Origin of the sequence: Nonomuraea basaltis (genome assembly GCF_005893125.1) — a bacterium.
Classification (GTDB): Bacteria; Actinomycetota; Actinomycetes; order Streptosporangiales; family Streptosporangiaceae; genus Nonomuraea; species Nonomuraea basaltis.
Genome location: NZ_VCJS01000009.1, coordinates 44,322 through 70,571, shown reverse-complemented (window position 1 = coordinate 70,571; position 26,250 = coordinate 44,322). Strand labels below are relative to the sequence as shown.

Annotated in this window: 13 protein-coding genes and 1 pseudogene; all 14 read right to left on the bottom strand. The window is 72.2% G+C overall.

The features are described 5' to 3' along the window. Positions 1-30: 30 nt before the first annotated feature. Positions 31-2,742: a penicillin acylase family protein gene (locus EJK15_RS06280; protein ID WP_240776803.1), complete on the bottom strand. Its 2,712-nt coding sequence runs from the start codon at positions 2,740-2,742 to the stop codon at positions 31-33. A 317-nt stretch (positions 2,743-3,059) separates the two neighbouring features. Continuing rightward, positions 3,060-3,608: a hypothetical protein gene (locus tag EJK15_RS06275; protein WP_138709406.1), complete on the bottom strand. Its 549-nt coding sequence runs from the start codon at positions 3,606-3,608 to the stop codon at positions 3,060-3,062. After that, entirely contained in the window at positions 3,601-4,125 is a 525-nt protein-coding gene (locus EJK15_RS06270; protein ID WP_138709405.1) for a hypothetical protein, read from the bottom strand. The genes EJK15_RS06275 and EJK15_RS06270 overlap by 8 nt, the downstream gene beginning before the upstream one ends. Before the next feature lie 49 nt (positions 4,126-4,174). After that, complete coding sequence (locus EJK15_RS06265) at positions 4,175-14,488, bottom strand: WXG100-like domain-containing protein (RefSeq protein WP_138709404.1); 10,314 nt, start codon at positions 14,486-14,488, stop codon at positions 4,175-4,177. A 10-nt stretch (positions 14,489-14,498) separates the two neighbouring features. After that, positions 14,499-14,843: a hypothetical protein gene (locus EJK15_RS06260; protein WP_138709403.1), complete on the bottom strand. Its 345-nt coding sequence runs from the start codon at positions 14,841-14,843 to the stop codon at positions 14,499-14,501. After that, positions 14,840-15,244, bottom strand: coding sequence for a YbaB/EbfC family nucleoid-associated protein (locus tag EJK15_RS06255; RefSeq protein ID WP_138709402.1), 405 nt, complete (start codon positions 15,242-15,244; stop codon positions 14,840-14,842). Before EJK15_RS06255 ends, EJK15_RS06260 begins: the two co-directional genes overlap by 4 nt. 117 nt (positions 15,245-15,361) lie before the next feature. After that, positions 15,362-15,766: a hypothetical protein gene (locus tag EJK15_RS06250; protein ID WP_138709453.1), complete on the bottom strand. Its 405-nt coding sequence runs from the start codon at positions 15,764-15,766 to the stop codon at positions 15,362-15,364. After that, the gene (locus EJK15_RS06245; RefSeq protein WP_138709452.1) at positions 15,763-16,653 is read right to left on the bottom strand and encodes an SseB family protein; all 891 of its coding nucleotides are present in this window, start codon (positions 16,651-16,653) and stop codon (positions 15,763-15,765) included. Before EJK15_RS06245 ends, EJK15_RS06250 begins: the two co-directional genes overlap by 4 nt. Positions 16,654-16,745: 92 nt before the next feature. Further along, positions 16,746-18,659 carry an iron ABC transporter permease gene (locus EJK15_RS06240; RefSeq protein ID WP_240776805.1) on the bottom strand — a complete coding sequence of 638 codons (1,914 nt, stop codon included), beginning with the start codon at positions 18,657-18,659 and terminating at the stop codon, positions 16,746-16,748. A gap of 112 nt (positions 18,660-18,771) precedes the next feature. Continuing rightward, a pseudogene (locus tag EJK15_RS06235) lies at positions 18,772-18,978 on the bottom strand (ATP-binding cassette domain-containing protein); the annotation flags it as partial. 114 nt (positions 18,979-19,092) lie between these two features. Next, entirely contained in the window at positions 19,093-19,875 is a 783-nt protein-coding gene (locus tag EJK15_RS06230) for a hypothetical protein (RefSeq protein ID WP_138709400.1), read from the bottom strand. 125 nt (positions 19,876-20,000) lie between these two features. Beyond that, positions 20,001-20,441 carry a globin domain-containing protein gene (locus EJK15_RS06225; RefSeq protein WP_171074142.1) on the bottom strand — a complete coding sequence of 147 codons (441 nt, stop codon included), beginning with the start codon at positions 20,439-20,441 and terminating at the stop codon, positions 20,001-20,003. Continuing rightward, a complete protein-coding gene (locus EJK15_RS06220; protein WP_138709398.1) occupies positions 20,438-23,989 on the bottom strand; it encodes a serine/threonine-protein kinase in 3,552 nt (1,183 codons plus the stop codon). The genes EJK15_RS06225 and EJK15_RS06220 overlap by 4 nt, the downstream gene beginning before the upstream one ends. Positions 23,990-24,156: 167 nt before the next feature. Beyond that, positions 24,157-26,247 (bottom strand): golvesin C-terminal-like domain-containing protein, encoded by a 2,091-nt coding sequence (locus EJK15_RS06215; protein WP_138709397.1) that lies wholly within the window; start codon positions 26,245-26,247, stop codon positions 24,157-24,159. Positions 26,248-26,250: the final 3 nt, after the last annotated feature.

Genomic DNA, 26,250 nt, shown 5'->3' with positions numbered 1-26,250 from the left:
GTCTTCATCCCTTCACGCCGGGGGCGAGGTTCATCGGACAGAGGTCGGCGCCAAGGTGAGGACGTGCTCCGCCGCCTCGACGCGCTGTCGCGTCCACGGCATCGGCGTGTCCCTTCCGGTACGCCACAGGTCCAGCTGGTCGCCGTAGTTGTCGTGGAAGGCATGCCCGGAGGCGCCTGCCAGCTGGATCCAGCGTGAGCCGTCAAGATCGGACATGTCAACGATCATTCGCGCCGTGGGCACGAAGCCGGCCTCATAGTCGTTGCCCGCCGACCAGCTGGTGGAGTTGACGGCGTCGCTGCCACCCGCGATCGGCACGGGACCGCGGTTGAAGAGCCACTCGACCGGCGCGATGCCCGACTGGCCTGGCCCGTATCCCTGGAGCGTGAGCGTGTGCAGGTCGCCCCAGCGCCAGCCGGCGGGGTCCGCGCCGAGCCGGTCGGTGAGTTCGGCCGCCGCGTCGCTCATGGCGGCGGCGAGGATGTCGTTCATCGACTCGGTCTTCGCGGTGCGTCTGTCGTTCCACCACGGTGACGCCTGCTCTTCCATCAGCGGTCTGACGACCTCCCACCAGCGATCGCCGCCACTCGGGCGGCGATCCTCCGGCAACTCGTCGAAGGTACGGCCCAGCAAGTGCCGCCAGGTGGCGTTGTAGAAGGCCGCGGCGGGCGAGTCGGCATCCTGCTGGAAGTCCCAGCCCTTCAGCAGATCCCGCGCCCGCGCGACGGTGGCGTCACCGCCGAGAGGCGCGGCCAGCAGCGCGGGTACCACCACGGGCGCGAAGCCGTTGCGATTGTCGAACTGCGTCCGCCGCACGGCCGCGACATCGAGCTTGCCGCGTGCGGTCTGCTCGGCGAGCAGGTCGAGGATGCGCTGGCCCCGGTAGCCGTAGGTCCAGTCGGCGGTGATGAGGTGGGAGTATTCCGGTCCTGCGACGGCATGGTTCGCGGTCACGATGACGCCGCCGGGCGGGTCGAACACGCTCGGGAGCTCGTTGAAGGGGATGCGCCCCTTCCAGTCGTAGGCGGGGTCCCAGCCCGGCACCGGCCACCTGCCGTCGCCCTTGGTGCGGATCGGTATGCGCCCCGGCGCCTGGTAGCCGATGTGGCCGTCCACGTCGGCGTAGACCATGTCCTGGGCGGGCTCGTCGAACAGCGCCGCCGCGGCGCGAAACTGCGTCCAGTTCGCCGCCGTGTTGACGGCGAACAGCGCGTCCATCGTGCGGCCAGGCTCGAACGCGGTCCAGCGCAACGCCACGGCGTACGGCCGCGCCGCCGCCTGCGCGGGCACGCCGGGCTCGCCCGTATCGAGGCTGGGCAGCGGCCCCGGAGTGACGTCGCTCAATAGCGCCGGGGTGACGTTGCTCAGCGGTCTGCCCGACGGGTCGATGGGCGGCCGCGCCGCGACCCCGAGCATGTCGGGCCTGCGGTCGGACAGGAGCGGGCCGTGCCTGGTGGCTCGCACCGTGATGGCGACTGGTCTCCCGCCGGCCACCTTGATCACTTCCTGCCTCGTCGTGAGGTCGCGCCACGCCGTACCGTCGAAGTAGCGGTTGTCCTTGACCTTCTCCAGGTAGAGGTCGGTCACGTCGGCGGCCAGGTTGGTCAGGCCCCAGGCGATGCGATCGTTGCGCCCGATGACCACCCCGGGAACCCCGGGCATCGACAGGCCCTGGACGTTGTACGAGCAGTCGCAGCGCATCCCCACCTGGTACCAGGTCCCCGGCATGGAGGCCGCCAGATGTGGGTCGTTGGCCAGCATCGGCTTGCCCGACGCCGTGTGCGCGCCGCTGACGGCCCAGGCGTTCGACCCGATGCCGGCGGGGTCCTTCCACGGCCGCAGCCGGAGGGACCGCATCGTGTCACCGAGCGCGGCGAGCGCGGGCGCCGCCTGGCGGGAGAGGCGTTCGCCTGGGCGGGAGTACGCCGCCGGAGCCGTCACGCCGGTGTGGAACGCGCTGTCGCCGGAGATGGGACTGTTCCTCGCGTACGGGTAAGGCGGGTACAACTGCTCGATCTGGCTCCTGCTCAGCCCGTGAGCCAGCAGGAGTGACCTGTCGATCTCGGCGTCCATGTTGCCCAGCAGCTCCCACGCCATCGCCTTGAGCCACGCGAGGGAGTCCACCGGGTCCCACTTCTCTACCGTGTAGGCGGAGTTCTGCAGGCCGACCAGCGTGTACTCCAGGCCCTTGCCCGCCGGGTCCGCGCCGCCGTTCGCGGCGATCCAGGCGTTGACGCCGTCCGCGTAGGCGCGCAGGTAGTTCCGCGTTTCCGGGGAGATCAGCGCCCATTCGCGCTCGGCGACGCGCCGCCAGCCCAGCGTGCGCAGGAAGGCGTCGGTGGGCACGAGCGGGTCGCCGAACAGCTCGGCGAGCCGTCCCGAGGTGAGGTGGCGGCGGTAGTCCATCTGCCAGAAGCGGTCCTGGGCGGTCACGTAGCCCTGCGCCTTGAACAGATCCTCCGCGGACCTGGCATGCAGCTGGGGCACGCCGTAGGCGTCGCGGTAGACGGTCACCCGTGCCGTGAGCCCGGTCAGTGAGAGCTGCCCGGAGTATTGGGGGAAGCCGCGCCGCACCGACCAGACCACCAGCGCGGAGACCACGAGTGCCAGCGCCGTGACCACACCGGCCGTCCACCGCAGGGCCCTGCGCAGGCGCCGCCGGCCACGACGCGGAACGTGCTTGGGCGGCTTGGCTCGTTCGACGTCCGTCTCACCGGTTCGCAGAGTGTCGTCGGGTATCAAGGTATGCCTGTCTCGTGCGGGATCGCCCTCCTTCAGATCGTCGGTGGCGCGTCGGAGCCGGACACGTCCCGTGTTCTGGCGACCATGAGCGCGGCCGTCAGCAGGACGCCTAACGCTCCCTTCGGCATGGGCCCGCGGCGCCCAGGTAGAGCGTCAGCTTCATTCCCTCTTGACGTTGTAGGAGTCGAGCGTGCCGTCGGCGTCGTTCCGGCCGTCTTTCGATTCGTGGTGACCGTAACGCCGCCGCAGCCGGAGGTTGATCGTGTGACCAAGGCGTCACAGGGTGGAAGCAGTGAGCGCTCTCATCCGACCGGCGGTCAGCGGGCGTGGAGGCGGCGGAAGTCGTCCAGGCTCTGGCGGTAGAAGGCGAGGTCGCTCTCCAGCTTCCTCCTGGTGAGCCGATAGGGCTCGGACTCCCGGAGCGACCTGCCCATCTCGCTCCAGAACGCCTCCGGGGCCAGCTCGGCGGCGCCGTCGGGGAAGAACTTCAGCGCCTCGGCCACGGCGTCGGCGGCGAAGCGCCAGTCGGCCGCCACCTTGTCGAACGCCCCGGCGTCCGAGGGATCGACGGCGAAGAGGAGTCCGCCCTCCAAGGCCCTGCTCGCGTATGTGGCGGCGATGAGCACCCACTGGCCGGGGTCGATCAGTTCGGAGAGGCCGAAGCCGAAGGTCAGCTCCTCCTGTCTCGCCCCTGCCTCGGCCTCGAAGGGGACGAGAACCTCCGCGTCGCCGAGACGCAGCAGCCAGCCGTCCTCCTCCTGTGTGACCACCGCCTGGCGCGACGCGCCCGTCTCGCCACCGTGAGCCACCAGGTCGAGGTAGACGTACGACTCCACGAGTGAACGTGCGAGACCGCGCTCAGGCATGCCGGCCCGCCAGGTCCTGGTAGGTGTCCCTGACGACCAGCAGCCGGTCGAGCTGGAACCTGCCGGGCTCGGCCGCTCGTATCCGCTGCCCGCGCTCGGACCAGAACCCGTCGTCGGGCACCGCGTCCGCGCCGGGCGGCACGAACTTGACGACCTCCTCGACGGCCGCGGTCGCGATCTTCAGCGCGCGCCGGGCCTCGGCCTCGTCGTCCACCGGGACGTTGCCCGCCGTCAGGTCGGCCACCCACAGCCACTCACCCGCGTCGAGCAGCTCCGATGGCTCCGCCCCGCCGAATGTCGGATATCCGGAGGGCATCACAGGACGCTCCGGCAGCCCGAACAGGTGTTCCCGTCGTGTCCCGCACTCCTCGCACGTGCCGGAATAGCGGTTGGCCAGCCCTCCTTCGACGCTGACCAGCCCGCTCTGCCAGGTGGTGTCCACCGACCCGCAAGCGCACGGGTGCAGATCGAGGTAGAGGTGTGCCTCATCCCTCGTCCGCGCCACCGCGAATGCCATAGCCGTCCTCTCTTCGGGAGTCCCATCATGCCGGAATGCGTGATCCCGCTCACGCCCGGACCCGTTGCGGTCCGGGGCGGCGGCCGCACACGCACGGCACGCCGGCAGGGCACCGGCACTCCATTTCCGGCGGGTACCAGCCCGTCGCGTTGGCGAGCGCGCGGAGGCGGTTCAGGTGCGCGGGCCAGTCCCGGGGGCGTCGACCGCCCGCCAGCGTGCCGAGTTCGGCGGCCAGCGGTTCCGGGATGAGCCGCCACACCTCCGGATCGGTGGTGGTGAGCAGGCCGTGCAGCACGCCCAGCCGTGCCGGCCGCTGCGCCGGGGTGGCCGCTCGCACCTGGCGCACGGCTTCGTACAGCTCGGCCAGGGCCTCGTGATCGCCTGCCGCCGCGCCCAGCGCCCGGGCGACCGCTCCCGCGGCCGTCGCGGCGGCGGCGCGCTCGTTCGCGCCGATCGTGAGGCGGCCGTCCACCTGGTAGGTCAGCATGCCCGGCTCGGGGTCACCGGCCTGGGCCGGCCTCACCTCGACGGGGATGGGCGCGCGGCCGGGCAGCACGATGTCCGCCAGGCCGGCACCGTACGCGTGGACCCGGGCGCCCATGAGCGCCGCTCCGCGCTCGATGGCCCTGGCCGCGGCCGCCTCCGGCAGCGTCTCGTGGCCACGGATCGCCGCGACGTGAGCGGGAGAGAGCTCGCCGGCCCGCGCCAGCGCCAGCAACCGGGGGGCCGCCCCGGCCTGGCCCGGCGCCACACCTGCCCGCTCCGCCGCGGTGCGCAGCGCGGCCGCAGCGCCGGCCGCGCCGACCGGCCCGGCTTCGGAGACCGCGAGGGCCAGCCCGCGAAGCCTCGCGAGCGTCACGGCGTCGGGTACGCCGAGCGCCTGGCCTGGCGCCGTAGGGCCCGTTCCGGGCGTCATCGGTCCTGGCCCGAGTGCTCGGCCGGGCAGCCGGCCGGCCAGCGTTGCCGCGTGTGCCGCGATCTGCTCGGCCACAGCGACGACGCCTGTGTGCCTCCCTCCACCGGGCACCTGGAGCGCCAGCCGGTCCGGCGTCTGCGAGCCGACGCTCACCTCCGTGGCATTCTGCGCTGCGGCGTCCAGCACCAGCGTGAAGGCCCCGCCGCTGGTGGTCACGGTGAACTCGCCCGCGTGGCCGGCCACCGGAGCCACCTCGGCGACGCCGGCGATCTCCGCCAGCCTGGCGAGCCCGGCCGCCGAGGTGTCCAGCCCGGCGGTGGTTCCGCCATTGAGCAGCCTCGCGATCCTGCCCTGCGGCTGGGCGTCGGCCGGTGCGCGCGGCCCCGTTCCCCACGGAGGCGGGGGCGGGGTGTGGCCGCGGCGTTCGATGTCCGCGCCGATGGCGTCGATCGCGTCGGCCAGGCGCGAGCGTACGGCGGGGTCGGTGGCCGCCCGCCATTTGCGCGACAGATGGGCGTGCTCGTCCAGGCGGGGAGTCAGGCAAAGGTCCGTGCCCTCGGCCTGGTGGTCCGACAGCGACGTCCTGATCACGCCCTGCGGCGCGCCCGCCGCCGTCGCGGCGGCGGCCTGCGCGACGTGCGAGAGCTCGTGCACGAGGACCGACGACACGGCGTCCGGGTGCACCCTCGGCCAGACGCGCATGACGTGCGGATCCTCCTCCGTCCCCGCGTGCAGCTCGGTGGCGGCGTTGAAGCCCTCCCCCGGGTCGCTGATCAGCACGCGGACGTGCTGGTCGGGCGCGGCGGGCAGCTGGAGGGTCAGCTGGTCGTCCGCGGACCAGGACAGGTGCGCGCCGACCCCGCCCACGTCGGCCGCGAAGACGTGCTGCGCGCGTACCTCGGCCAGGGCCAGGTCCGGATCCCCGGCGGGCCGGCCGGACCTGCTGAACGGCGTGCCCTCGATCGCGGGAGAGCTCACGGACGTGATCCCCTGGGCGACGCTCCCGCCCACCGGCGAGCTCGACGCCGGCTGGCGGGCTGGCCAGGCCGGCTTGTCCGGGCCCGCCACGGGGACGCCGCGCGCCGTCAGGTCGGCCTCGACCTGCCGGGCGAACGTGCCGGGCTCCGCAGAGCTCATGAAGACGTGGCGCAGGTCGACGCCGGCTCGGTCGGCCGCGTCAAGCAGCGCCGGGGAGAGGGTGGCGAAAGCCTCGGCGAACCCCCCGTCGGGGGTCTCGCTGTGCACGGTGCCGTCGGGAGCGGCCCGGTAGCGATGGAGGCCGTCCGCCTCCCGGACCGCCACGCGGGCCACCGCGCCGCGCTCTCGGGCGGCCAGGCGCGCGGCCTGCAGGACCTGGATCGGCCTCTGGGAGCCGGAGCCGGGGACGAAGGTGAACGTCGTCCATCCGGGATCGCCGGAGCGCGGGGGCGCGAGCCGCACGTTCGACTCCATCCGGGAGCGCAGCTCATCGATCTCGTCCTCGAAGAGCATCACGTCCACCTGGGTGCCGGCGGCGAACGGAAGGTGGGCAGGATCTCCGACGGCGCGCTCGCTGCCGTCCCGCAGCCGCGCGACGTGCTGGAAGGTCAGGTCGTAGTCGACTCTGAACCGGACGGTGTAGGCGGCGGTGCCCTTCGCGAACATGCTGCGCTCGCGGCGCGCCCCGTGGTGGTCGGTCACGCTCTCCGACGCCTGCTCGCCGGTCCGTATGCCGCCGTCGAGGCCCGAGTCGCCGTGCCTCGCGCTGCCGCTCATGCTGACGGGCAGCACTCGGCTCCGGGACACGGTCGCGTTCTGGGCGTCGGCCTTCCTGTCGACCTCTCCCCTCTCGGCCTCGAAAGGCCCGGCGACGATGGTGAGGTCCGACATGCGGGCCTGGATCGTGACCTCGGCGCCCTGGTCCTTGAACTTCTGCCTGGCCACCCGCACGGCGATGTCGCCCGCGGCCCCCGCCATCCGCTCGAAGCCGGTCAGCAGGGCCGACGGGGACAGTCGTGCGACCAACTCGGATCGGTGCTCCTCGACCGTCTTGGCGCCCAGCATCTTCCCGAGCTGGGCGGTGACCACCTCGAAGAGGCTCGGCCCGTGCGGGTCCTCCCAGAGCGCCTGTGGGAAGTGGCCGGGGTGCAGCTCGACCTGCCGGGGATCGGGCACGACGACGAGCGGTCCCGGATCCTCCGCGACGGGCCGGATCATGCCGGTCGGGATGCTCCGTACGAGCGAGGCGCCGTACGTGACCGGGGGAGGCGTGCGGTGCCTGCCCCGGAGCACGCCGATCCACCGGTCCACCTTCGCCGGGATCGTGCGCGCGCGCACCGGCCTGCGCTCGACCTCGATGACCAGGGTCATCTTCTGCCGGACCCGGTTGAGGCCGTTGAAGACGGCCATCCGCTGCAGCCGGATTCCCTGCTGGTTGACGGAGCCCGAGTACGAGCGCCCCCGGTCCGTCGACACGCCGATCCCGTGCCCGCCGCCCTCGTCCGCGGCGCCGTGGTCCAGCCCTGCCGAGTAGGAGCCGTTGTACGCCTCAGAGTGCGACAGATCGATGTAGCGGTAGTGCTGGACGATGACGCCGGCCTGCGAGGTGTGCGTGAGGAGGGTGCCCCGGCGGGAGTCCGCGGCGTCGGCGTAGACCAGCCGGGTCCGGACCGTCAGTTCCTCGGCCCGCCTCACCTGCGGGTCGGCCTGCAAGTGATAGCTCTTCTCGAAACCGCGCGGCGACCACATGTCGGTGATGTGGATCAGCGCGGAGTCGCTGGAGAAGTCGACGTCGAGCTCCTCGCTCAGCGTCGGGCTCCCGTCCAGCGCCTTGGGGTCGGCGGCGCGGACGGCGTCCAGCACCGCGTTCCGTATGTCGACCGGATTGCCCTGTTCGTCGGTAAAGTCGAGCGACTTGGCCGCGCCCATGCTCGTCGCCCGGTCGTACGACGGGGCCAGCACGACGTCGCTGGAGCGCTCGATCAGGTCCGCGGCCTCGCTCAGTGTCTGGTCGAGCTGCTGTCTCTCGTTGCCCTGCTGGGCCGTGGTCGCCGCCGGGCCGAGACCCGCGACCTCCCTGATCTTGGCGAGCAGGGCCTGCGGGGTGTGCCGCCTCGCGAACCCCGGATTCGCGGGCCCGGCCTGGGCCATGTCCTTGAGGTACCGCTGGACCAGAGGCACGGCGAGGGTTCGGTCGAGGGTCATGCTGCCGTTGAGGAAACACTCGACCGCGTCGCCCACCAGGGCTCCCGGCAGCGCGAGCTCGCCCTCCGCGTACATCACGAGCGCGTCGAACTCGGGGATCGAGAACAGCGCGGTGCCCTGCGCCGTGTCCGCCAGGGTCTTGCCGGGCGTAAGGCGGTCCGCCAGCGGCAGCGCCTGCGCCGCGCTCTCCGAGCCGGTGAGGGTGAGGTCCACGGGGGCTCGCACGATGTACTGGCGGCCGAACTCGATCGTGAGCTCCTCGGTGCCCCAGATGTCGAGGATCGAGGTGGAGTCGGCGGTGCCTCCTGAGCGGGAGGGCAGGGAGAGCGTGCCGCCGTCGCTCGACTCCCCGCCGTCGCTCGACTCCCCGTCGTCGTCGAGGTCGGTGAGGTTCGCCGAGGCGCCGGCGGAGTGGCCGGACGACCCGCCCCAGGACACGCCGGCGCTGCCGAGCCCGAAGAGGATATTGCCGCTCACCTGGTTGACGACGCACAGCACCTCCGCCTCGCCGACCTCCCCGACTACCGGCAGCTTCGACCGGGTGGGCAATCCCCGGGTGCTGAGCGCGAGGTCGTTGGGGAGCGGTCTGGACAGCAACTTGGGGTGGGCGACGAGGTTGCGCACGTTCAGGAACGCCGTGTGGGTCTGGTACGCGACGGAATCCGCGCGCATCCCCCTCGGCAGCACCCCCTCCGCGGCGGGAAGCACGTCGCGCACGTCCATGTGCAGGAGCCGCGCGCTGGACAGCAGCTTGCTGGACATCTTCCCCAGCGGCGCGGGCGCCTGCTCGGTTTCCGGCCGTAGGAATTCGGCGGCGAACAGCAGCTTGGCCCTCCCCCTGCCGGACGCCAGCGGCGTCGACTCGCCGTCGTGCAGGAGCTCGACGCTCAGCTCGTGGGCCAGCGAGAAGATCGCGACCGGACCGGTGCTCTCCTGCAGAGTCACCACGTTGACCGTGCTGCCGACGTTGGAGCCCGCCGTACGCTTGCGCTCGCCGCCGGCGTTGACGCTCGCCTCGTGCGACAGCCCGTCCTGGCCCTCGCCGGGGCCATCGCCCTCGACGACGGAGAAGCCGCCCGAGTAGGTCGTGGACCGGCTGACGGATCGGGCCGAGGTGTCGGAGCCGATGTCGAGGTTGACCACGGTCTCCGACTCCGTGTACCCGATGTAGCGCGAGTCCCCGAAGTCCTGCTTCAGCGAAACCCGCATCATGAAGTGCTCCGGCGCGCTGTTCAGGCCGTGCAGCACCAGGTCGACGAGGATGCCGTCCTGCGCCAGCGAGTCGTAGGCGGATCTGATCCGGTGCTCGGACAGCTGTTCCGTGACCTCCTGCAGGTTGAGTATCTGGCTGGCGCGCTCGAGCCGGTTGGAGGAGTACTGCGGCACGCCGTCCACGATCTTCGGCACGATGCCGCGGTCGGCGAGCTCGTCCAGCACCTTCTGCCTGACCTCGTCCAGCCCGCTGATGTCCTGGACGAGGGCGGGCCCCGCGCCACGCATCTGGCCCGGGCCGTCGCCGAGCCAGTCGGGCAGCTCGGCCTTGCGGCCCGGTGGCGGAGTGGGCCGTGGGTCGCCGCGCAGCACCTGGTTCCCGTCCGCGTCGGTCAGGGGCCGGCCGTCCTTATACACCAGCGCCGAGCTGTCGACGGGCAGGCCGAAGCGGTAGGCGGCCGACTCCCGCATGCTGACCACCGCCGTGCCGCGCATCGGCGTCAGCTCGACGGGCGGCTTGCCGAACGTCTCCACGATGAACGTGGTCTCCAGCGCGACCCGGTAGCTCTGCTTCGGACTGGTCTTCCTGTGCACGCTCGGGTGGATCGCCTGCTTGTTGGCGGTGGCCGCGTACGACCGCGACCCCGACCTGGCTCCCTTGACCTTGGGCCCGATGCTCGGCTCGTAGTTGCCCGGGCCGTTGACGGTCGCGGTGACGCCGGCCGAGACTTTCCCCTCCAGCGACCCGCCGGACGAGGCCCCGCCGGGCACGGCGACGAAGTCGACGAGCACCTCCTCCTCCCACTCTTCGGCGCTCGGCCCGCCCAGCGGCTCGGCTTCCACGAGCACGACCCTGGTCTCGGCGCGTACCCTCGCGTGCGGCTCGCCGTCCTTGGTGAAGACGCGATCCAGCCCGTTGTTGACCGCGTCGCGCAGCCGGTGGGGCAGCTCGTCCGTCACGAACATGCGCAGCTCGTCGTGGGCCACGGCCCCGACCTGGGCGTACTCTCCGCCGAGCGCGGCGGTGAGCTCGCCGAGCGCGTCCTCCAGGCCCGTCATGCCGGAGATGACGTGGTTGGGGAGCTTGGGGTCCCGCTTGGCGTCGTCGATCCGGGCCAGCTTGCGCGGCGGCTGGTCGGTGTAGGAGTGCGAGATCCACAGCCGCTGCGCGGCGGCGTCACCGGGTGCGCCGGAGTCCACCACCGTGGTCTCCCGCCAGCCCGTCTCTTTCCCCGTCCGGACCTCCACGGTCCAGGTCGCGGCGGCTTCGAACAGCAGCGACTCGCTCCTGTTGTCCGCGACCGAGCCTCCCTGCGCGAACATCCCCGCGCCGCCCGACGCCGACCAGTTGCGCCCGGCGGCGGCCCCGAGGCCGACACCCACCAGCTCGGCAAGCGCCCTGGGCCACTCGCCTTCGGGCATGAGCTGTGCCAGGGCCGCGGTGTTGAAACCGAGGGGCAGCCCAACGCTGCCCGACGCGGTGGCGGAGACCGTCCGGGCCGACTGGAAGAACAGGCCCACCATCATCTCCGACGCCTTGATGGCCGGGTCGAGCACCTCGACCAGGTCGGTTAGAGTGAGCCTGACCCGAACCTCCGCCGCCGTGCTGCCGCGGCCCACGCGCAGCACGACGCCGTCCGGGGAGACGGCCTTGTGGAAGTCGGCCCGCAGGGCGCGCTCAAGCTCGTCCGGGGTGAACTTGTGACCGGCGCCGTTGCGGCCCAGGATCTCGTTGACGGTGGTGGTGAGGGTGGTCAGATGAGGGAGCCGGCCCGTAGGCATGGCCGTGGAGAGGCTGGCCTCCTGCGGCAGCGCCGCGGCCAGCGCGTTCAGATAGCTCTGGTGGAGCCGGGTGGCCTTGGCCGTCAGCGACCTGCTGACGGTGGCCATGCTCACCTCCCCAGGCTGAGTGGGTCTTCCCGCCTGGTTCATCGCCGCGAGCACCTGCTCGTAGGCCTGCCTCGCCTTCGCCGCCTGCGCCAGCGCGGGGGCGTACGCGTTGGCGATCCTGGTGTGCCGCGTCTGCGTGGCTCGGTGCGCCTGGTTCTCCCGGCGCGCGTCGCCGGCCCGCTTGAACCGGCCCTGGTCGTGTTGCCTGAGCGCCTTCCGCTTCCGCCGCGTGGCCTGCTTGGCCTGCTCGCGCGCCGCATCGCTGCTGCTCCGCTTCGCGTCGATCTGCTGCTGGATCGCCTGCTCAGCCTGGACGAGTGCGTCGATGACGGCCTGTACGTCCTGCGCGGACGGGTGATCGCCGGGTAAGGCCGGTGTCCGCCGCGGCCTGGTGGCTTGAGTGGGCGCCCAGGGCGGCAGCGGCGGCGTGTGACCGCGTCCGCTCAGCTCCCGGGCCACGCCGTCGATGTCGACGGCGAGGAGCCGCTTCTCCTGGAGCGTCGGCGCCTGCTGCCACTTGTGGGTCAGGAACGCCAGCTCGTTGAACCGGGCGGCCACGCACGCGTTCTGCGTGGCCGCGCCGCGCCGGCCCGGCAGGATTCTCCTCCGCTTGCCGTGGCCGGCGGACCGCACCTCCTGCAGGGTGTCGGTGATCTCGTGCAGCCAGACCCTGGACACCTGGTCGGGCGCGATGCGCGGGCCGAAGTGGACCAGGTGTGGGTGGTTCTCGTCCGTGCCGGCCTTGATCTTGGTCTGGCCCATCAGGTCCGGAGACAGGCCGCCGACGACGGGGCGGAAATAGTGGGTGCCGTTCGTCTCGGTATGGACCGCCAGCGTCTGGCCGTCGTCCGACCAGGTGAAGCCGGTTACGCCCTGGTCCAGGAAGTGGTGTTCGAGCAGCTCGCGGGCGGCGGCCAGCACCTCGTCGAGATCCAGGTCGGGACCCAGCCGGCCGTCGGTCACGTACCTGGTGCCGGGGACCGGCCTCGACGTGACCGTCCCCGGTTTGCTCGCGTACGCCGGCGCGGCGGCGGGGCCGCTGTCGGGGGCGGAGTCCGTTCGGGGGGCGGCAGTTTCCCCGGCCTGGGCGACCAGCAGCATGGCGGTCGCCTCGGCCTGCAGGTCCGCGAGGTTCTGGACCTGCTCGGCCCGGGTGTCCAGGGCGGCGCGGATGCGGCTCATGGTGGCGGCGGAAATCTGAGCTCCGGTGCGCACGCCGTTGGTGGAGGAGAGGAGGAGATCGCCCGTCGGGCTGATCACCGCGTCAGGGAAGTCCACGGTGATCGCGCCGATCAGCGCTGTACGGGCACGGACGGCGGCAGTCATGGGCTCGGGGGCGGATGCGGCGGCCCCCGTCAGGTCGGCAAGCTGTGTGGGTCGGTCGTCCCGCTGTGCGGGCGGCCCGTCTGGTTGTGTGTGGCTGCTGTCCGGTTGTGCGGGCGGCCCGTCTGGTTGTGTGTGGCTGCCGTCTGATTGTGCGGGGCCGCTGTCCGGCTGTGCGGTGGTGCCGTCCGGCGTTTGCGCCGGCGTCGCGGCGCTGTGCGCGTGGGGCTCTGGCTCTGCCGTCCCGGAGGTGTCCTGCGGAGGGTTCCCTGCCGTCCGGGCGGTGTCAGGCCCGGACTGTGGCGTCACTTCGCCGGTGGGCTGTGGTGTGGCGCCGGCCTGCCCGGATACCTCTGGACGCGAGCCGGCTTGACCCTGATCATCGTGGTCCGGCGTAGTGGAGCCGCGCCTGTGCGAGGCCGTGTCCGTGTCCGGCGCGGGGGCCGCGCGCCTGCTGTCGTCGTCCCGTCCGGTGGTGGACGACGTGGTGCCCGGTGTCCTGCTGGTCCCCTGGTCCGGGGGTGCAGCCGGCGCGGAGGCTGTTCTGCCGGACCTCGCCGGCGCGGGCGTCGCGGGATCGGGCTGGGGCGCGGACCCGGGCATGCCGGGCTGGCCACCGCCCCCGTTCGGGCCACCGCTGGACGGGTTCCCGCCTGCCGGATCCGCAGGCGGATTGCCTGCCGCGCGGGCGGCGTCGGTGCGCGCGGCGGCGTCGTAAGCGGAGGTGAGAGAGGTCAACGGGTTGGTCAGCGCGGTGTAGACGTCGGGATTGAACGGGCTGATCGTTCCGGTACGCCCGGCGCCGCCGAGAAAGCCGCCCAGCATGGAATCGGCCGTGAACGGGTTCTGCCACTGGCCGTAGACCACGCCGTTGGCAATGAAGCTGCCGGCCGGGGAGGCGATCGTATTGGTCAGGCCGGTGGTCAGCGCGCGGCCGGCGAATCCCGGCACATGACTGGTGATGTCTGACATGGGCCCGGCCAGCTTCGTGCCAATGATCGCTCCGGCGCCCGCGCCGATGATCGCGGCCTGGGATTTCTGCCAGTCCCATTCCTTCCGCGTGCCCATCTGGATCTGCTGGTACTGGGCGACCGCGTCGATGAAGAACTCCTCGCCGATCTCCTCGACCAGTTCCCGGCCGATCGACGTGCCAAGCAGCCTGGCGATGACGCCGGGCCCGGTGGCGCCGCTGAGCGTGGTCACTCCGGCCAGTCGCGTCGTGCCCAGTCCCCGGCCCCCCAGCGTCGCGAGCCTGACGAGGATCCGGCTGATGGCCGCGCGGGCCCCGGCCGCGTACGGCCCGACGATCGCGGTGGTGGACCCGGCGGTGAAGAAGGCGGCGATGAGCGCGATGGCGATGGCGACGACCGTCACCCAGAAGGCCACGTTGATCGAGAGCTTGGAGTACTGGGTCTCGACGGCGAAGTTGCTGGCCTGCTGCGAGTAAGCCCGCGCGTTCCCGGACACCCCCGCCATTCCGGCCTCGTGGCCGTACAGGAACTTGGCTCTGTAGACGAAGTCCGCAGTGGCGGGTGAGGCCCAGCCGGTCACGAGGACGCGCGCGGCGGTGCCGGCGCCAGGCATGGAGCCGATGGCCCCCTCGGCCAGGCCGTCGTACGCCTGAGCCAGCTTCGACAGGCCGCTCTCGCTGGCTTCCGGCCATTTCTGCCCGGCCGACAGCATGGGGATCAGCCAGTAGACGACCCAGCCGGGCAGCGCTTCGGTCTCCCATGCCGGGAGGACGTCCCTGTCGATGGGGACTGCAGGCTGCACGGTCGCCTGGCCGCCGGCGTCCTGGCTGCCGGTGCCATGGACTCCGATATCGCCGTTGATCGCCACGTCTCGGGTCTCAGATCACCATCGTCAGCCCGGCCGCCAGGTCCTGCTTGATGGCGGCGTCTGTCTGCAGGGTGTTGTCGACGGTTATACGCGCCCTGCTCCCCATGTCGGCGATCTCCTTGGTGAGCTGGGCGCACTGGGTGAGCATCCGGTTCGGGCCGTCGTCGCGGAAGTGGGCGGCCTGGAATGCCCGGCCCTCGGCGCCGGAGCCCCACGGAGCGGCGGCAAGGGCCTCCTCGACCTGGGTGATCACGCGCGACGACTCCCGTTCGAGGTCCCCGGCCATCGTCGACCACAGGAAGATGCCCCGGTCCACGATGGGCTTGACGATCTCCGTGCCGTCCCAGAGCCTCACTTCATGCCCTCCATCCGGTCGGCGAGCCGCGTCATGGCGGTTTCGAGATCGCCGTCGAGGTGCGCCATGAGCTCCGCACGGGGGATCACCGGGTCGAAGATCTCCGCGATGCGCTCCTGAGCCCTGGCGGCCGCCCGATGAACCGTGTCGATGATCGTGTCGGCCAGGTGCCGCGCGTCGGTCCGCCGGTAGATGCGCGGGTCGAGGTCGAGCCCGACGATTTGGCCGCGCGCGCCGACCGTCACCGACACCAGGCCATCACGCGATTTCTCGGTGATCTGGACCGCTCTGGCTTCGGCATGCAGCTCCAGGCCCGCGTCGTTGATCCGCTGGAACATGTCGCGCAGCTCGTCGGCATAGGCCCTCATCGCCGCCGCATCCGGTTGGCCGGACGACTCCATGAACACCCCCTGAAGCCAGACTCCATGAACACCCCCTGAAGCCATATGCGTCCCCGCCGACGCTCTTGCGTTACCCGTTAGTTTCCGTCACATGAACATCAAAAGACAAGAGCGCTATCAAAAGTGTTGATTCCCGACATTCAGTGGCGCGGCGTGCTCGCTCAGGTCGGTGACCTCTTCGCGGGGCACCCAGAGGCGGTACACCCCCCGCTCGATCCGTTCCATTCCCAGCTCGCGCGCGGCGAGCGCGGATCCGCCCAGGTATTCGAGCAGCAGGCGCCCGTCCCGCTCGTCGTGCACGTGGAACTGCTCCCCCCGCCAGCGGCACACCGTCGTCACGAAGTGCAGGGCCGCGCACTCCGCCGCGGGCACCGTGCGTACGTGGCAGCCGGGCTCGATCTCGTCGAAACCGTCCGCCGGCACCGGGCTGCGCAGCCGTACCCACAGTTCCAGCGAGTGCGGTTCGGGGCTGGCCACGTAGTCCATGCCCCGCCAGCGGGCCCGGTAGAAGTGCCAGCTCATCGCGCTCGCGTCCCGACCAGCAGCCACCGCCGCAGGTCGCCGTGGTACATCGCGCGGCGGTGCTCGGTCCCCCTGGAGGTGAGCTCCCAGATCTCCGCGCCGTGCGGCAGGCCCACGCCGTACACCTTGTACTCGCGGATCACGTGATCGACGCTCGGCACCAGGCCCATCCCCACGAACGGCGGCTCCTCGATCACCCAGCCGGCCACCGCGGCCCTGCTCTCTTCGTCGGTCCCGCCGAAGGCGGTGCGGTAGAGGGCGAGGCCGGCGGGGCGCCAGCGCAGGATGTTCAGCGAGCCCTTGTCGGTCACCATGTCCGGCTGCCCCAGCGCCGCGGCGAGCACGGCAGGCGTCGCGATGTGCGAGACGTCCAGGGCGTGATGGCAGTAGCCGGAGATCCTCGGCTCGCCCTCGGCCAGGACGTCCCGGACGTCGGCGGGGGAGAGCAGCTTCTGGACCGCCGGCACCCCTGACGCGGGATCAAGCAGAAGGTCCTGGGCCAGCGTGGGCACCGCCAGCCTGGCCACCGCTCCGGACTCCAGTGTGAAGGCGGCCGCCAACCCCGGATTGATCGCCAGGCCCCACCTCGGGTCCGGCCAGCCTGCCGCCAACTCGACCAGCGAGACGACCCGGCAGTACGCGGCGACACCGCCGGTGGCCAGCCGCATCGCCTCGACGGAGGTGTACGCGAGCAGCCAGGTCCGCTCGGCGTCGATGGCCGTCGCCCAGGCGGGGGCCTCGGTCCCGGCCGCCGCGGCGGCGGTGATCGGCAGTGCCAGATCCGCATCGCGGAGCAGGCTCAGGCACAGGGCCTCCTGCCCGTCCTGGTGGGCCGCCCACAGCTGCTCCTCGAACGGCGTGGCCGGTCGATGATCAGTCGACATCATTCGACCAGTTTGCCTGATTCGTGATGGTGGGCCGCGGTGCTGTTCTGGCCTTCTCGACCTGCTCGCGTTCGAGCAGGCCGTACGGCGGGCCGCTACGCGGTGTGGGCGCGGGCGCGCCACAGGAGGTAGACGAAGTACGGCGTGCCGATCAATGCCGTGACCAGGCCGGCGGGGACTTGGGCCGGGGCGATGACCGTGCGGCCCAGGGTGTCGGCGAGGCTGACCAGCAGGCCGCCGAGGAGGGCCGAGACCGGGAGCACCCTGGAGTGGCGGGCGCCGACCATGGCGCGGGCGGCGTGCGGGGCGATCAGGCCGACGAAGCCGACCACCCCGACCGCCGACACCGCCGTGGAGGTGAGGAGCACGGCGCCGGACAGGGCGGCCAGGCGGACCGGCTCCAAGGGGACGCCCAGGATGCGGGGCGTGTCCTCGTCCAGGGACAGCAGGTCCAGGTCGCGGCGGAGCCAGGTCAGGAACGGGGTGACCAGCAGGAGGGCCAGCGTGACGGGGATGAGCTGGGCCGGGATGCGGCCGTAGGTGGAGCCGGACAGCCAGGTCAGGGCCATGGCGGTGTTCCACGGGTCGGACTTGACGATGATCAGGATGGTGATGGCGGTGCAGGCGGCCTGGACGCCGATGCCGATCAGGACGAGCCGGTCGGAGCTGAGGCCGCCGCCGCGCCAGGACAGCACGTACACGAGGGCGAAGGCGATCAGCGCGCCCCCGCCGGCCGCGGCGGACATCGCCCAGATGCCCGCCACCGGGGCCAGGGCCAGCAGTGAGATCGCGCCGACGCCGGCACCGGCGGTGACGCCCAGCACGCCGGGCTCGGCGAGCGGGTTGCGGCACACGGCCTGTACGACGGCCAATGCGGTCCCGGCCAGGGCGGCGGCGAGGACGCGCGGCCAGCGCTGGTCGAGGACGAAGGTCAGGGCGCGGCCGGTGCGGCCCTGGAGCCAGTTCATGACGTCTCCGGCCAGCAGCCACCGGTCGCCGCCCAGCAGGCCGAGAATCAGGGCCCCGGTCAGCAGGGCGGCGCACGTGACGGCCACGACGAGGAAGACCGTGCGGGAGCGAGTGGCGCCGGTGCGCACGGCCGGCGGGCGGCGGGTCGGTCCCGCGTCGCGGTAGCGGCGGGCCAGCCAGATCATGACCGCCGCGCCGAGCAGCGTGGTGACCACGCCGGGCGGCACCTCCACCCCGGCCTGCGCGCCCAGCGCGGCCCGCAGCGCGATGTCGGAGCCGAGCACGATGAGCACGCCGGCCAGCCCCGACAGGGGCAGCAGCGTACGGTTGCGGTGCAAACCGGGAATGGACCTGGGCAGCAGGCGTACGATCACCGGCGCGCACAGCCCGACGAACCCGATCGGCCCCGCGATGGTCACGGCGGCGGCCGACAGGAGGACGGCGAGCAGGGTGAGCCACCGCCGCAGCCGGTGCACGTTCACCCCGAGCACCGAGGCGGTGTCGTCGCCCAGGCCGAGGATGTCCAGCCGCGGCCCGGCCAGCATCGCCGCCACCAGCACCACCGCGATCACCGGGCCGAACTGGGCGACGGCGCCGAAGTCGCTCTGCACCAGGGACCCGCTGCCCCAGGCGAACAGCCCGGTGGTCTCCTCCTCGAAAAGGATCATGAGCAGGTTGGTCAGCGACTGGAACGCCAGCGCGGTGGCCGAGCCCGCCAGGATCAGCCGGGTCGTGCCGGAGCGCCCGCCCGCCGACAGCGCCATCACCAGGCCGGCCGCGCCCAGGCCGCCGATCAGCGCGAGCCCGCCCGACAGCGCCACCGGCAGCGCCAGACCGAACACGGCGACCGAGGCGACCGCAAGGTGGGCGCCGGAGCTGATGGCCAGCGTGTCCGGCGAGGCCATCGGGTTGCGGGCGACCGACTGCAGCAGCGAGCCCGCCACTCCCAGCGCGACGCCGACGGCGACGAACGCCAGCAGCCGGGGCAGCCGGGAGGCCAACAGGACGCGGGCGGCCTCGTCGCTGCCGCCGAACGGCAGCGCCAGCAGGTCGAGCGCGCCGACCGAGGAGGTGCCCGCCCGGCGTGGGGCGGCTCTGCGACAGGAGCGTCACCCGCCGGGCGAAGTCGCGCGCGGAAAGATCCAGCGCGGCCGTGCCGTCGGCCAGCGTCACGGCGCCGCTGTCGGGGCGGTGCAGCCTGGCCAGCGCGCGCAGCAGCGTGGACTTGCCGCTGCCGTTCGGGCCCACCAGGGCGGTGACGTGGCCGGGCCGCAGGGCGATGTGGCCGTCCTCCACCACGGTGGTCCCGTGGTAGCTGAGGCGTAATTCCGCGCCGCGGAGGGAGATCTCCTCGGTCATGGGGATTAGGTTAGGCTAACCTTGCCCGAAATGCGACAGCGGGGTCACCCTTGACCTCGCTGAAGGCAGGGGCAGCGTCAGCGGAGGGCCGGCCGCGCGGGGCCGGCCCTCCGTTCACGGGGCGGGCCTGGGCCTGCGTAGCCACAGACCGGCGCCGGCGGCCAGGATCAGCAGGGAGCCGGCCAGCATCACCGCTCGCCCGTCCGGCCCGGCCTCGCCGCCACCTCCGGTATCGACCCCTCCCTCCGGAGTTGTGGTCGTGGTGACGGTGGTGGTCACCTCGGGGGTCGTGGTGTCGTCCCCGTTGTCCTCGTTGTCCCCGTCGTCCGTTTCGGTGGTGCTGGGGCTGGGCGTGGAGCTGGGAGTGGTCGTGCCGTCGCCTGTGCCGACCTTGAGGGGGTATTCCGTCAAAGCGCTCTTGTTGAGGACCTCGCACTCGATCACGGGCTCTTGAGGGCTGGGGCCGAAGTTGATGGCGGCCGCGTGCACCGTGCCCTCGCCCTCCTCCTGGGGCGTCGTCGTCAGATTGACGGTCGTCGTGGGGAGGGGGATGCGCGCTCCCGGGGTGATCGTGCCGAGCTGGGCCACGCCGGTGGCCGAGGTCAGCTTGTCGATCCCGCGGATGCCGGCGTAGGCGTACAGGTTGAGTCCGTCTTCCAGGCCCGTCGTGGGCGCGAGCAGCTCGGTTCCCCCGGAGTAGGAGCCCTTCCAGCCGATCGTCAGGTTCTCGTCCACCCCGACGCCGGCGGGGACCGTCAGTTCGACGTCGACCTTGATGTTCTGCCTGTCGTTGGAGGCGGTGGTGGTGCACTCGTACTCCACGACGTCGGCGGCCTGTGCCGCGGAGACGTGCGAGAACAGCAGGGCGGCGACTGGGACGACTAATTGGACGCGCACGGCGGCTCCCCTTGCGGCGGATGGTGCAGAGGACGAGACGGGGATGAGGGCGCTAGATTGACACGAATATCCACATCTGGACAAGGTGGCACTGAAAAGGCCGGCGGCGAGATCGCCGCGGCCGGCTACCTGACCCCGCGCAGTCTCCTCCGGCCGGCGGGTGGCGCGCCGCCGAGCAGCATGGCCTCGGTGATCAGGTTGTAGGCGCTGCGCCAGGCGGCCTCCGCCTCCTCCGTCCAGCCGTCGCCGAGAGCGGCGGCGATCACCTCGAACAGCACCGCGCGGACGTGCGCGTAGTGGGCGACGCGCACCCCGTACCCGGCGTGCCGGGCGCCGAGGTGGCGGGCCCGCTCGGCGAACGACCCGAAGTCGGGAATCGCACGGACGATCATCTCCAGCTCGTCGGCGAACTTGCGCCGCTGGACGGAGATGTCGGTGGGGAACAGCGGCCACAGCTCCGGATGCCGGTCGAACAGGCGCCTGTAGAAGTCGTCGGCGATCTCCTCCAGCCGCGGCCGCAGCTCGGCGATTCCCCTGGTCACGATCGTGACCTGCTCCGGTATCACGGGCAGGCCTCCTCGACCACCAGCGCGGCCAGCTCGGCCTGGGTCTCCACCCCGAGCTTGCGGTAAACGCTGCGCAAGTGATCTCCCACCGTGTGGACCGGCATGACGAGGCTGCCGGCGATCTGTGGCTGCGTCCGCCCTCTGGCCGCCAGCAGGGCCACGTCCCGTTCGTGTCCGGTCAGTATGGCGGCGCCCTCCGGGTCCGCCAGCCCGGGCGTCCGCGCGCCCTCGCACTGCTCCCTTAGCTCGTCCGCGGCGATCAGATATCGCGCCGCGGTGCGGTGGCCGGCCAGTCCCGCCGCCGCGGACAGGGCCTCCGCCGCGAGCAGGCCGGCGCCGAGCGTGCGCAGCCGTCCTGCCGCGGCGGCCATGCCGGCCGGGTCGCGCCGGGCGAAGGCCTCGGCGTGTGCGGCCCTGGCGGCGGCGTACTCGCCCTGCATCGGGGGCAGGGAGGTGACCGTCTCGCCGAGCCGTACCACGTCGTAGAGCAGCGTCGTCGCGGCGGTGAGCCGGCCGGCGGCGAGGTGGCTCCGCGCGGCGGCGTGCAGGTGGGCACGCGCCTCGGGGAGGCGCCCCGCGGCGGCCAGCGCCCACGCCCCGGCCCTGTCGACGTCCTGATGCCGGAACGGCAGGGCGTCCAGCTCCGTCAGCCGTCCCGCCAGCTCCGGCTCCGCCGGCCGCCCCAACCAGGCATCGGCGAGCACCAGGCCGGCGAGATGCACGCGCTCGGCGACCGGATGACCGCTCGACCGCGCCTGGGCCAGCCCTTCGCGGAACTGCCGCGCCGCGCTCGCCGGGCGGCCCCGTGCGAGCAGGATCCGGCCGAGCTGCCACGGCAGCCACATGTCGAGCGAGCTCACGTCGTCGGCGAGCGCCATCTCCTGCGCCTGCCGTACGGTCTGCTCCGCCTCGTCGAACGCGCCCTGTTCCAGCAGCGCGCCGGCGAGGGCGAGCAGCGCGCCCGCGGGGTGCGACACGTTCGTGCGGTCGTCGATCCTGCGGTGCTCCTCGTACACCCGGCGGGCCAGCTCGGCGGCCTCCACGACGCTGCCGCCGTCCAGCAAGGCCTGTGCGCGGGCGCGCAGCCACAGCACCCGCTGCCGCGGCGACTCCGGCTCGCGTTTCCCCGCCTCGGCCAGCGCCTCGGCCGGCCTGCCGTCGGCGGCCAGCAGCAGCGCCCGGATCGCCGCGAGCCCGGGCGTCCCGCCGGCCTCCCGCGCGGCGGCGTTCACCACGGCCATCGCGTGCTCGGCGCGGCCCTGCCCGTAGAACAGGTTCAGCGCGAGGGAGCCGGCGACGGACTCCAGGTCGTCGCCGCGGGCGTGCTCGAACGCGGCTCGCAGCACCTGCTCGCCCTCGGCGTAGCGACCCTGCTCGCCGAGGGACTCGCCCAGATAGAGCGCGGCGCGGGCGTCGGCTCCGTGTACCAGCGCCGCCCTGGCCAGGCGCTCCACCCTGGCCATGTCATGGGAGTACCTGGCCAGCCGCGCGGCGCGGGTCAGCAGCTCGGGGTCGGCGGTGCCGGTGGCGTCCAGCCGCCACGAGGCGAGCAGCAGCGGGTCGGCGCGCCGCCGCGCGCCGTACGCCTCCACCCTGGCCACCTCGTCGAGCAGCAGTGAACGCGCCGCGAGCCGCGACTGCGACTCACGCAGCACCTTGGCGTGCAGCGGATGGGCCAGGGTGATCTCCTGCCGCCGGCCGTCCTCCCGCAGGGTGATCAGGCCCAGGTCCTCCAGGCGCGTCAGTACGTCCAGGGTGGTGTGGGCGAGCAGGTCGTCCAGGCCGAGCGGCTGGCACAGCCCGAGCAGATCGACGACGCGGCGCTCCTGCGGGGACAGCCGGCGGAGCCGGTCGGAGACGAGGCCGCTCACCCCCGAGCCGAGCCGCAGGGGGCCGCGCAGCCGCCACACCCCGTCGGCGTCGTCCAGGGTCCCGTCCGCCTGCCCGCTGAGAACCAGTTCCCGCAGGTAGAGCACGTTGCCCTGGCTGGCCTCCCACAGGGCGTGGGCCGCCGCGGCGGCGACGGGCGCGCCAAGCGCCAGGTGCAGCAGGGTCTCCGTGCCCTCCCTGTCGAGATTCCGCAGCTCGACGTGCAGGGCGCTGCCCTTGCGCCACAGCGCCTCCAGCGCGTCGGGCGTTCCCGCCTCGCTGCGCTTCGTCGCGATCAGGAACAGCCGCGCGTCCGCCAGCAGGTACGCCAGGAGGGCGAGCGAGGTGGGGTCGAGCAGGTCGATGTCATCGACGGCCAGGACGAAGCGGCCGTTCCCGGCGAGTGCCGCGATCCTCGACCGTACGGCGTCGAACAGCGCGTGCGGATCGGCGAGGTCGGTCCCCGGCGGCATGATCGGCCCGAGTGCCGACAGCGGCACGACCGAGGCGCTCACCGTGGCGGCGATGTGCGCGGCGCCGTGCCCCAGCGACCTGGCCTGGGCGACGAACTCCTCCGCCAGCCGGGTCTTGCCCACGCCCGACGGCCCGGTCACGAGCACGGCGGCGCAGGCCCCCGAGGCGAGGACGTCGTCGAGCCGCTCCAGCTCCCCGCGCCGCCCCACGAACGGCCAGAACACCGCCGGATTGGAGCGCTCCACGGCCATGGGCGCGGTGACGCGCTCGACCAGAGGCTCCTGCCGGGGCACCTGGGTGCCGGAGAACGTCGCGGCGGCCAGCATCTCGCGCGCCTGTGTCGCTGTGAGGCCGGCGGCGGTGACGATCCCGACCAGGTGCCTGGTCACCTCCGCCAGCCCTGGACGGACCGCCGGTTCGACGGTGAGCATGGCCTCCAGCAGGCTCTTGAGGTCGGCGGGCACGCCCTCGAGGTCCGGTGCCACGTCCGGCGCGATGATGCGGTAGACCAGCGCGGCGGCGTTGGCCGCCTCGAACGGATACCGCCCGGTGAGCGCGTAGGCGAGCGTGGCGCCGAGGGCCCACACGTCGCTGGCCGCGGTGAGCTCCCGCGCCCCCTTCGCCTGCTCGGGCGACATGCACACCAGCGTGCCGATCATGGTTCCCGTCTCGGTCAGCACCTGTTTCCGCTCGGCGAGCACGGCGAGGCCGAAGTCGATGACCATGGGCCCGTCGGGGGCCATGATGATGTTGTGCGGCTTCATGTCGCGGTGGAGCAGCCCGGCGGCGTGGATCGTGGACAGTCCCTCGGCCAGCGTGGCTCCGAGGATGGCGGCCAGCCGCGGTTCGAACGGTCCTTTGGCGGCGACGTGCTGCTGGAGGGTGTCACCGGGGACGAACTCCACGGCCAGCCAGGGCCGCTCCGCCAGCGGATCGGCGGCCACGAGGGCGGCCACCCTCGGCCCGAACACCGTCTTCAGTGCCTGCACCTCGGCCGCGAAGCGCTCCCTGATGTGGCGGTCGTCCAGCAGCCCGTCATTGATCACCTTGACCGCGACCGGCTCTCCCGCGGAGGACACGCCGAAGTAGACCCGGCCCATCCCGCCGGCGCCGAGCCGTCCCCGTAACAGGAACCCGCCGATCTGCTGGGGATCGGATTTCGACAGCGGGCCCATATGCACCTGCCAGGTCGCAAGGAGGAACACAGGCGTCTGTATCTCCCCAAAGAGCTAAGACGCTGATCTTAGGGCGTGCCGCATGATCACCACCAGTCCCGTACGGTCTCTCCCCTCCCGGCCCGGGCTCGATCCGTCCGCTTTGGCGGGATTGTTCATATTTGGGCAACCGGGGAACCGCTCAGCGGCGGCGGGTGTCAAATTCCAGTCGATGCCTTGGGGAGCAAGCGGACGGCGTCGGCGATGACGACGCCGTCGGCGGCGTTGCTCAGCTCGATCGTGGTCACCCCCGCGGTCATGCGGTACATGCCGAGCGACACCCATGAGCCGCCGCGCGGCTCGGTCACCCCGGGTGCGCGCTGGTCGACCCGCACGACGCTGGTTCCGCCCGCGTGGGTGATCGTGAACGGCGCGTTGCTCGCGCGGTTCTCGTGCGCGGTATGGGAGGCCTGGACCTCGTAGTCGCCGGTCCGCGGGACCACCAGGCGCCACCGGACGACCCGCTCCCCCGTGCCGGCGGGCGCCGAGCGGTAGTTGCCGCCCCGGTAGCCGGCCACGCCCGTGCCCGCCGACCAGGTGCCGCTGACCACCGCGTAGCCGAGCTCGTCGTTGTCGACCACCACCTCGTCGCGCGCGTCAGCCTGCGACGGCGCGTCGATCAGGCTCAGCGCGTCGAGCGAGATCAGCGTGCCGCCCCCGCGCCCCGTCCCGGACGCGGTGAACCGGATCTTGTGCCGGCCGGCCCTGAGGCCGACGGTGCCGAGTTGCGCGACGTCGTAGCCGTCGGCCCGGTCCGCCGTGGTGTCCAGCATCGCGGTACGGGGGTGGCGGCCGTCGACCGTGACGGTGACCAGACCGCCGGCAGCCGCTCGGAAGTAGCGCAGCAGCAGCTCATAGGAGCCCTGCCGGGCGACGTCCAGGGTGTATTCGACGTAGGCGCCGGTCGTGTCCGGGGCGAAGACGGCGCGGCTGCCGTTGCGGGCCACCGGGTCCGCGACGATCGACACGGTGCCACCAGAGACGTGCGCGCCGGTCGCGAGGTCGACGAGGTGCTCGTCGTAGCGGGGGCCCTTTCGCAGGCTGTCCCTGCCGCTGGTCAGCCATTCGAGGGAGAAGCGGCAGATGGCCACCCGGCGCGGGAAGCTCGGGTTGTCGCCGTCGCAGCCGTAGACCAGCAGGATCGTGCCGTCGGAGAGCCGGGCGAGCTCGGAGTAGTATGACCGGCCCTCGTTGATCACCCGGCTGTAGCGGAACGCGTGCGCCTCGTCATAGCTGATCGAGACGGTCATGTTCGTCCGCACCGGAGAGTCGGGGCGGCTGAACAGCACCCGGCTCACATCGGACGTGCCGGGCCCGCCGGTGTAACGCAGCAGGCTGGCGTCCACGGCGTTGAACGTGCCGGTGGACCCGTCCAGCCGTGGCGGCGACCAGGTCAGCCCGCGGTCGGCGCTGACCGACACGATCCGCTGCCGGTTGCCGCCCGCCGCGGCGCGGCCGTTGACCAGCACCGTGCCGTCGGATCGCTGGACCACCCTGGCCTCGTTGATCGGGTAGGCGACGGAGACCGGCACCTCCGCGGTGCTCTGCCAGGTCTCGCCATGATCGTCGCTGTAGATGGATGCCACGCCGTAGAACCTCTGCTCGACGGTGTTGCCGATGATCACTCGGCGGTGGGAGCAGTTGAGCAGCAGCCGGCCGTCGTCCAGCTGGATGCCGTGGCCGGGCCCCGGGCCGTGCAGGGCCCAGTCATAGGGGAAGTGGTCGAACAGGCCGGACATCTCGCGCGGTTCGCTCCACGTGCGGCCGCCGTCGGCGCTGGAGATCATGTAGAGGTCGCCGATGTCGCCGGAGCAGCCGGTGTTCTCCGGCAGCAGGATGGACAGCATGTAGAACAGGAAGATCTTGCCGGTGGTCCGGTCGACGACGAATGCCGGATTGCCCCACGACTGGCCGTCGACCGACGCGACCAGCGTCTGCGTCTGCTCCCAGGTGTCGCCGCCGTCATTGCTGCGACGTACCAGCAGGTCCCGGGGGCCCGCGTCGCACACCTCGTGCCGTCCTTCGGTGGCGACGAGGATCGTGTCGTCCGGCAGCACGGCCAGCCCGTGGACGTGGTAGCTCTTCAGCGGGTCCACGGTGTTGTCCCACAGCGTGGTCTCGTCGAAGAGGTCCGGGCGCCGCCTGGCGGTCGCCGCACTCGCGGGTGCGGCCGTGCCGATGGCGGCGGCCAGTGACGCCGCGGCCATTCCGAGGCCGAAGGTCCGACGGCCGATGGGGGGGTGCTGCACGTT

Coding starts and splice junctions, on each gene's coding strand:
- EJK15_RS06275 (WP_138709406.1), bottom strand. CDS start 3,608: ATGCCTGAGCGCGGTCTCGCACGTTCACTCGTGGAGTCGTACGTCTAC.
- EJK15_RS06270 (WP_138709405.1), bottom strand. CDS start 4,125: ATGGCATTCGCGGTGGCGCGGACGAGGGATGAGGCACACCTCTACCTC.
- EJK15_RS06255 (WP_138709402.1), bottom strand. CDS start 15,244: ATGGAGTCGTCCGGCCAACCGGATGCGGCGGCGATGAGGGCCTATGCC.
- EJK15_RS06250 (WP_138709453.1), bottom strand. CDS start 15,766: ATGAGCTGGCACTTCTACCGGGCCCGCTGGCGGGGCATGGACTACGTG.
- EJK15_RS06245 (WP_138709452.1), bottom strand. CDS start 16,653: ATGATGTCGACTGATCATCGACCGGCCACGCCGTTCGAGGAGCAGCTG.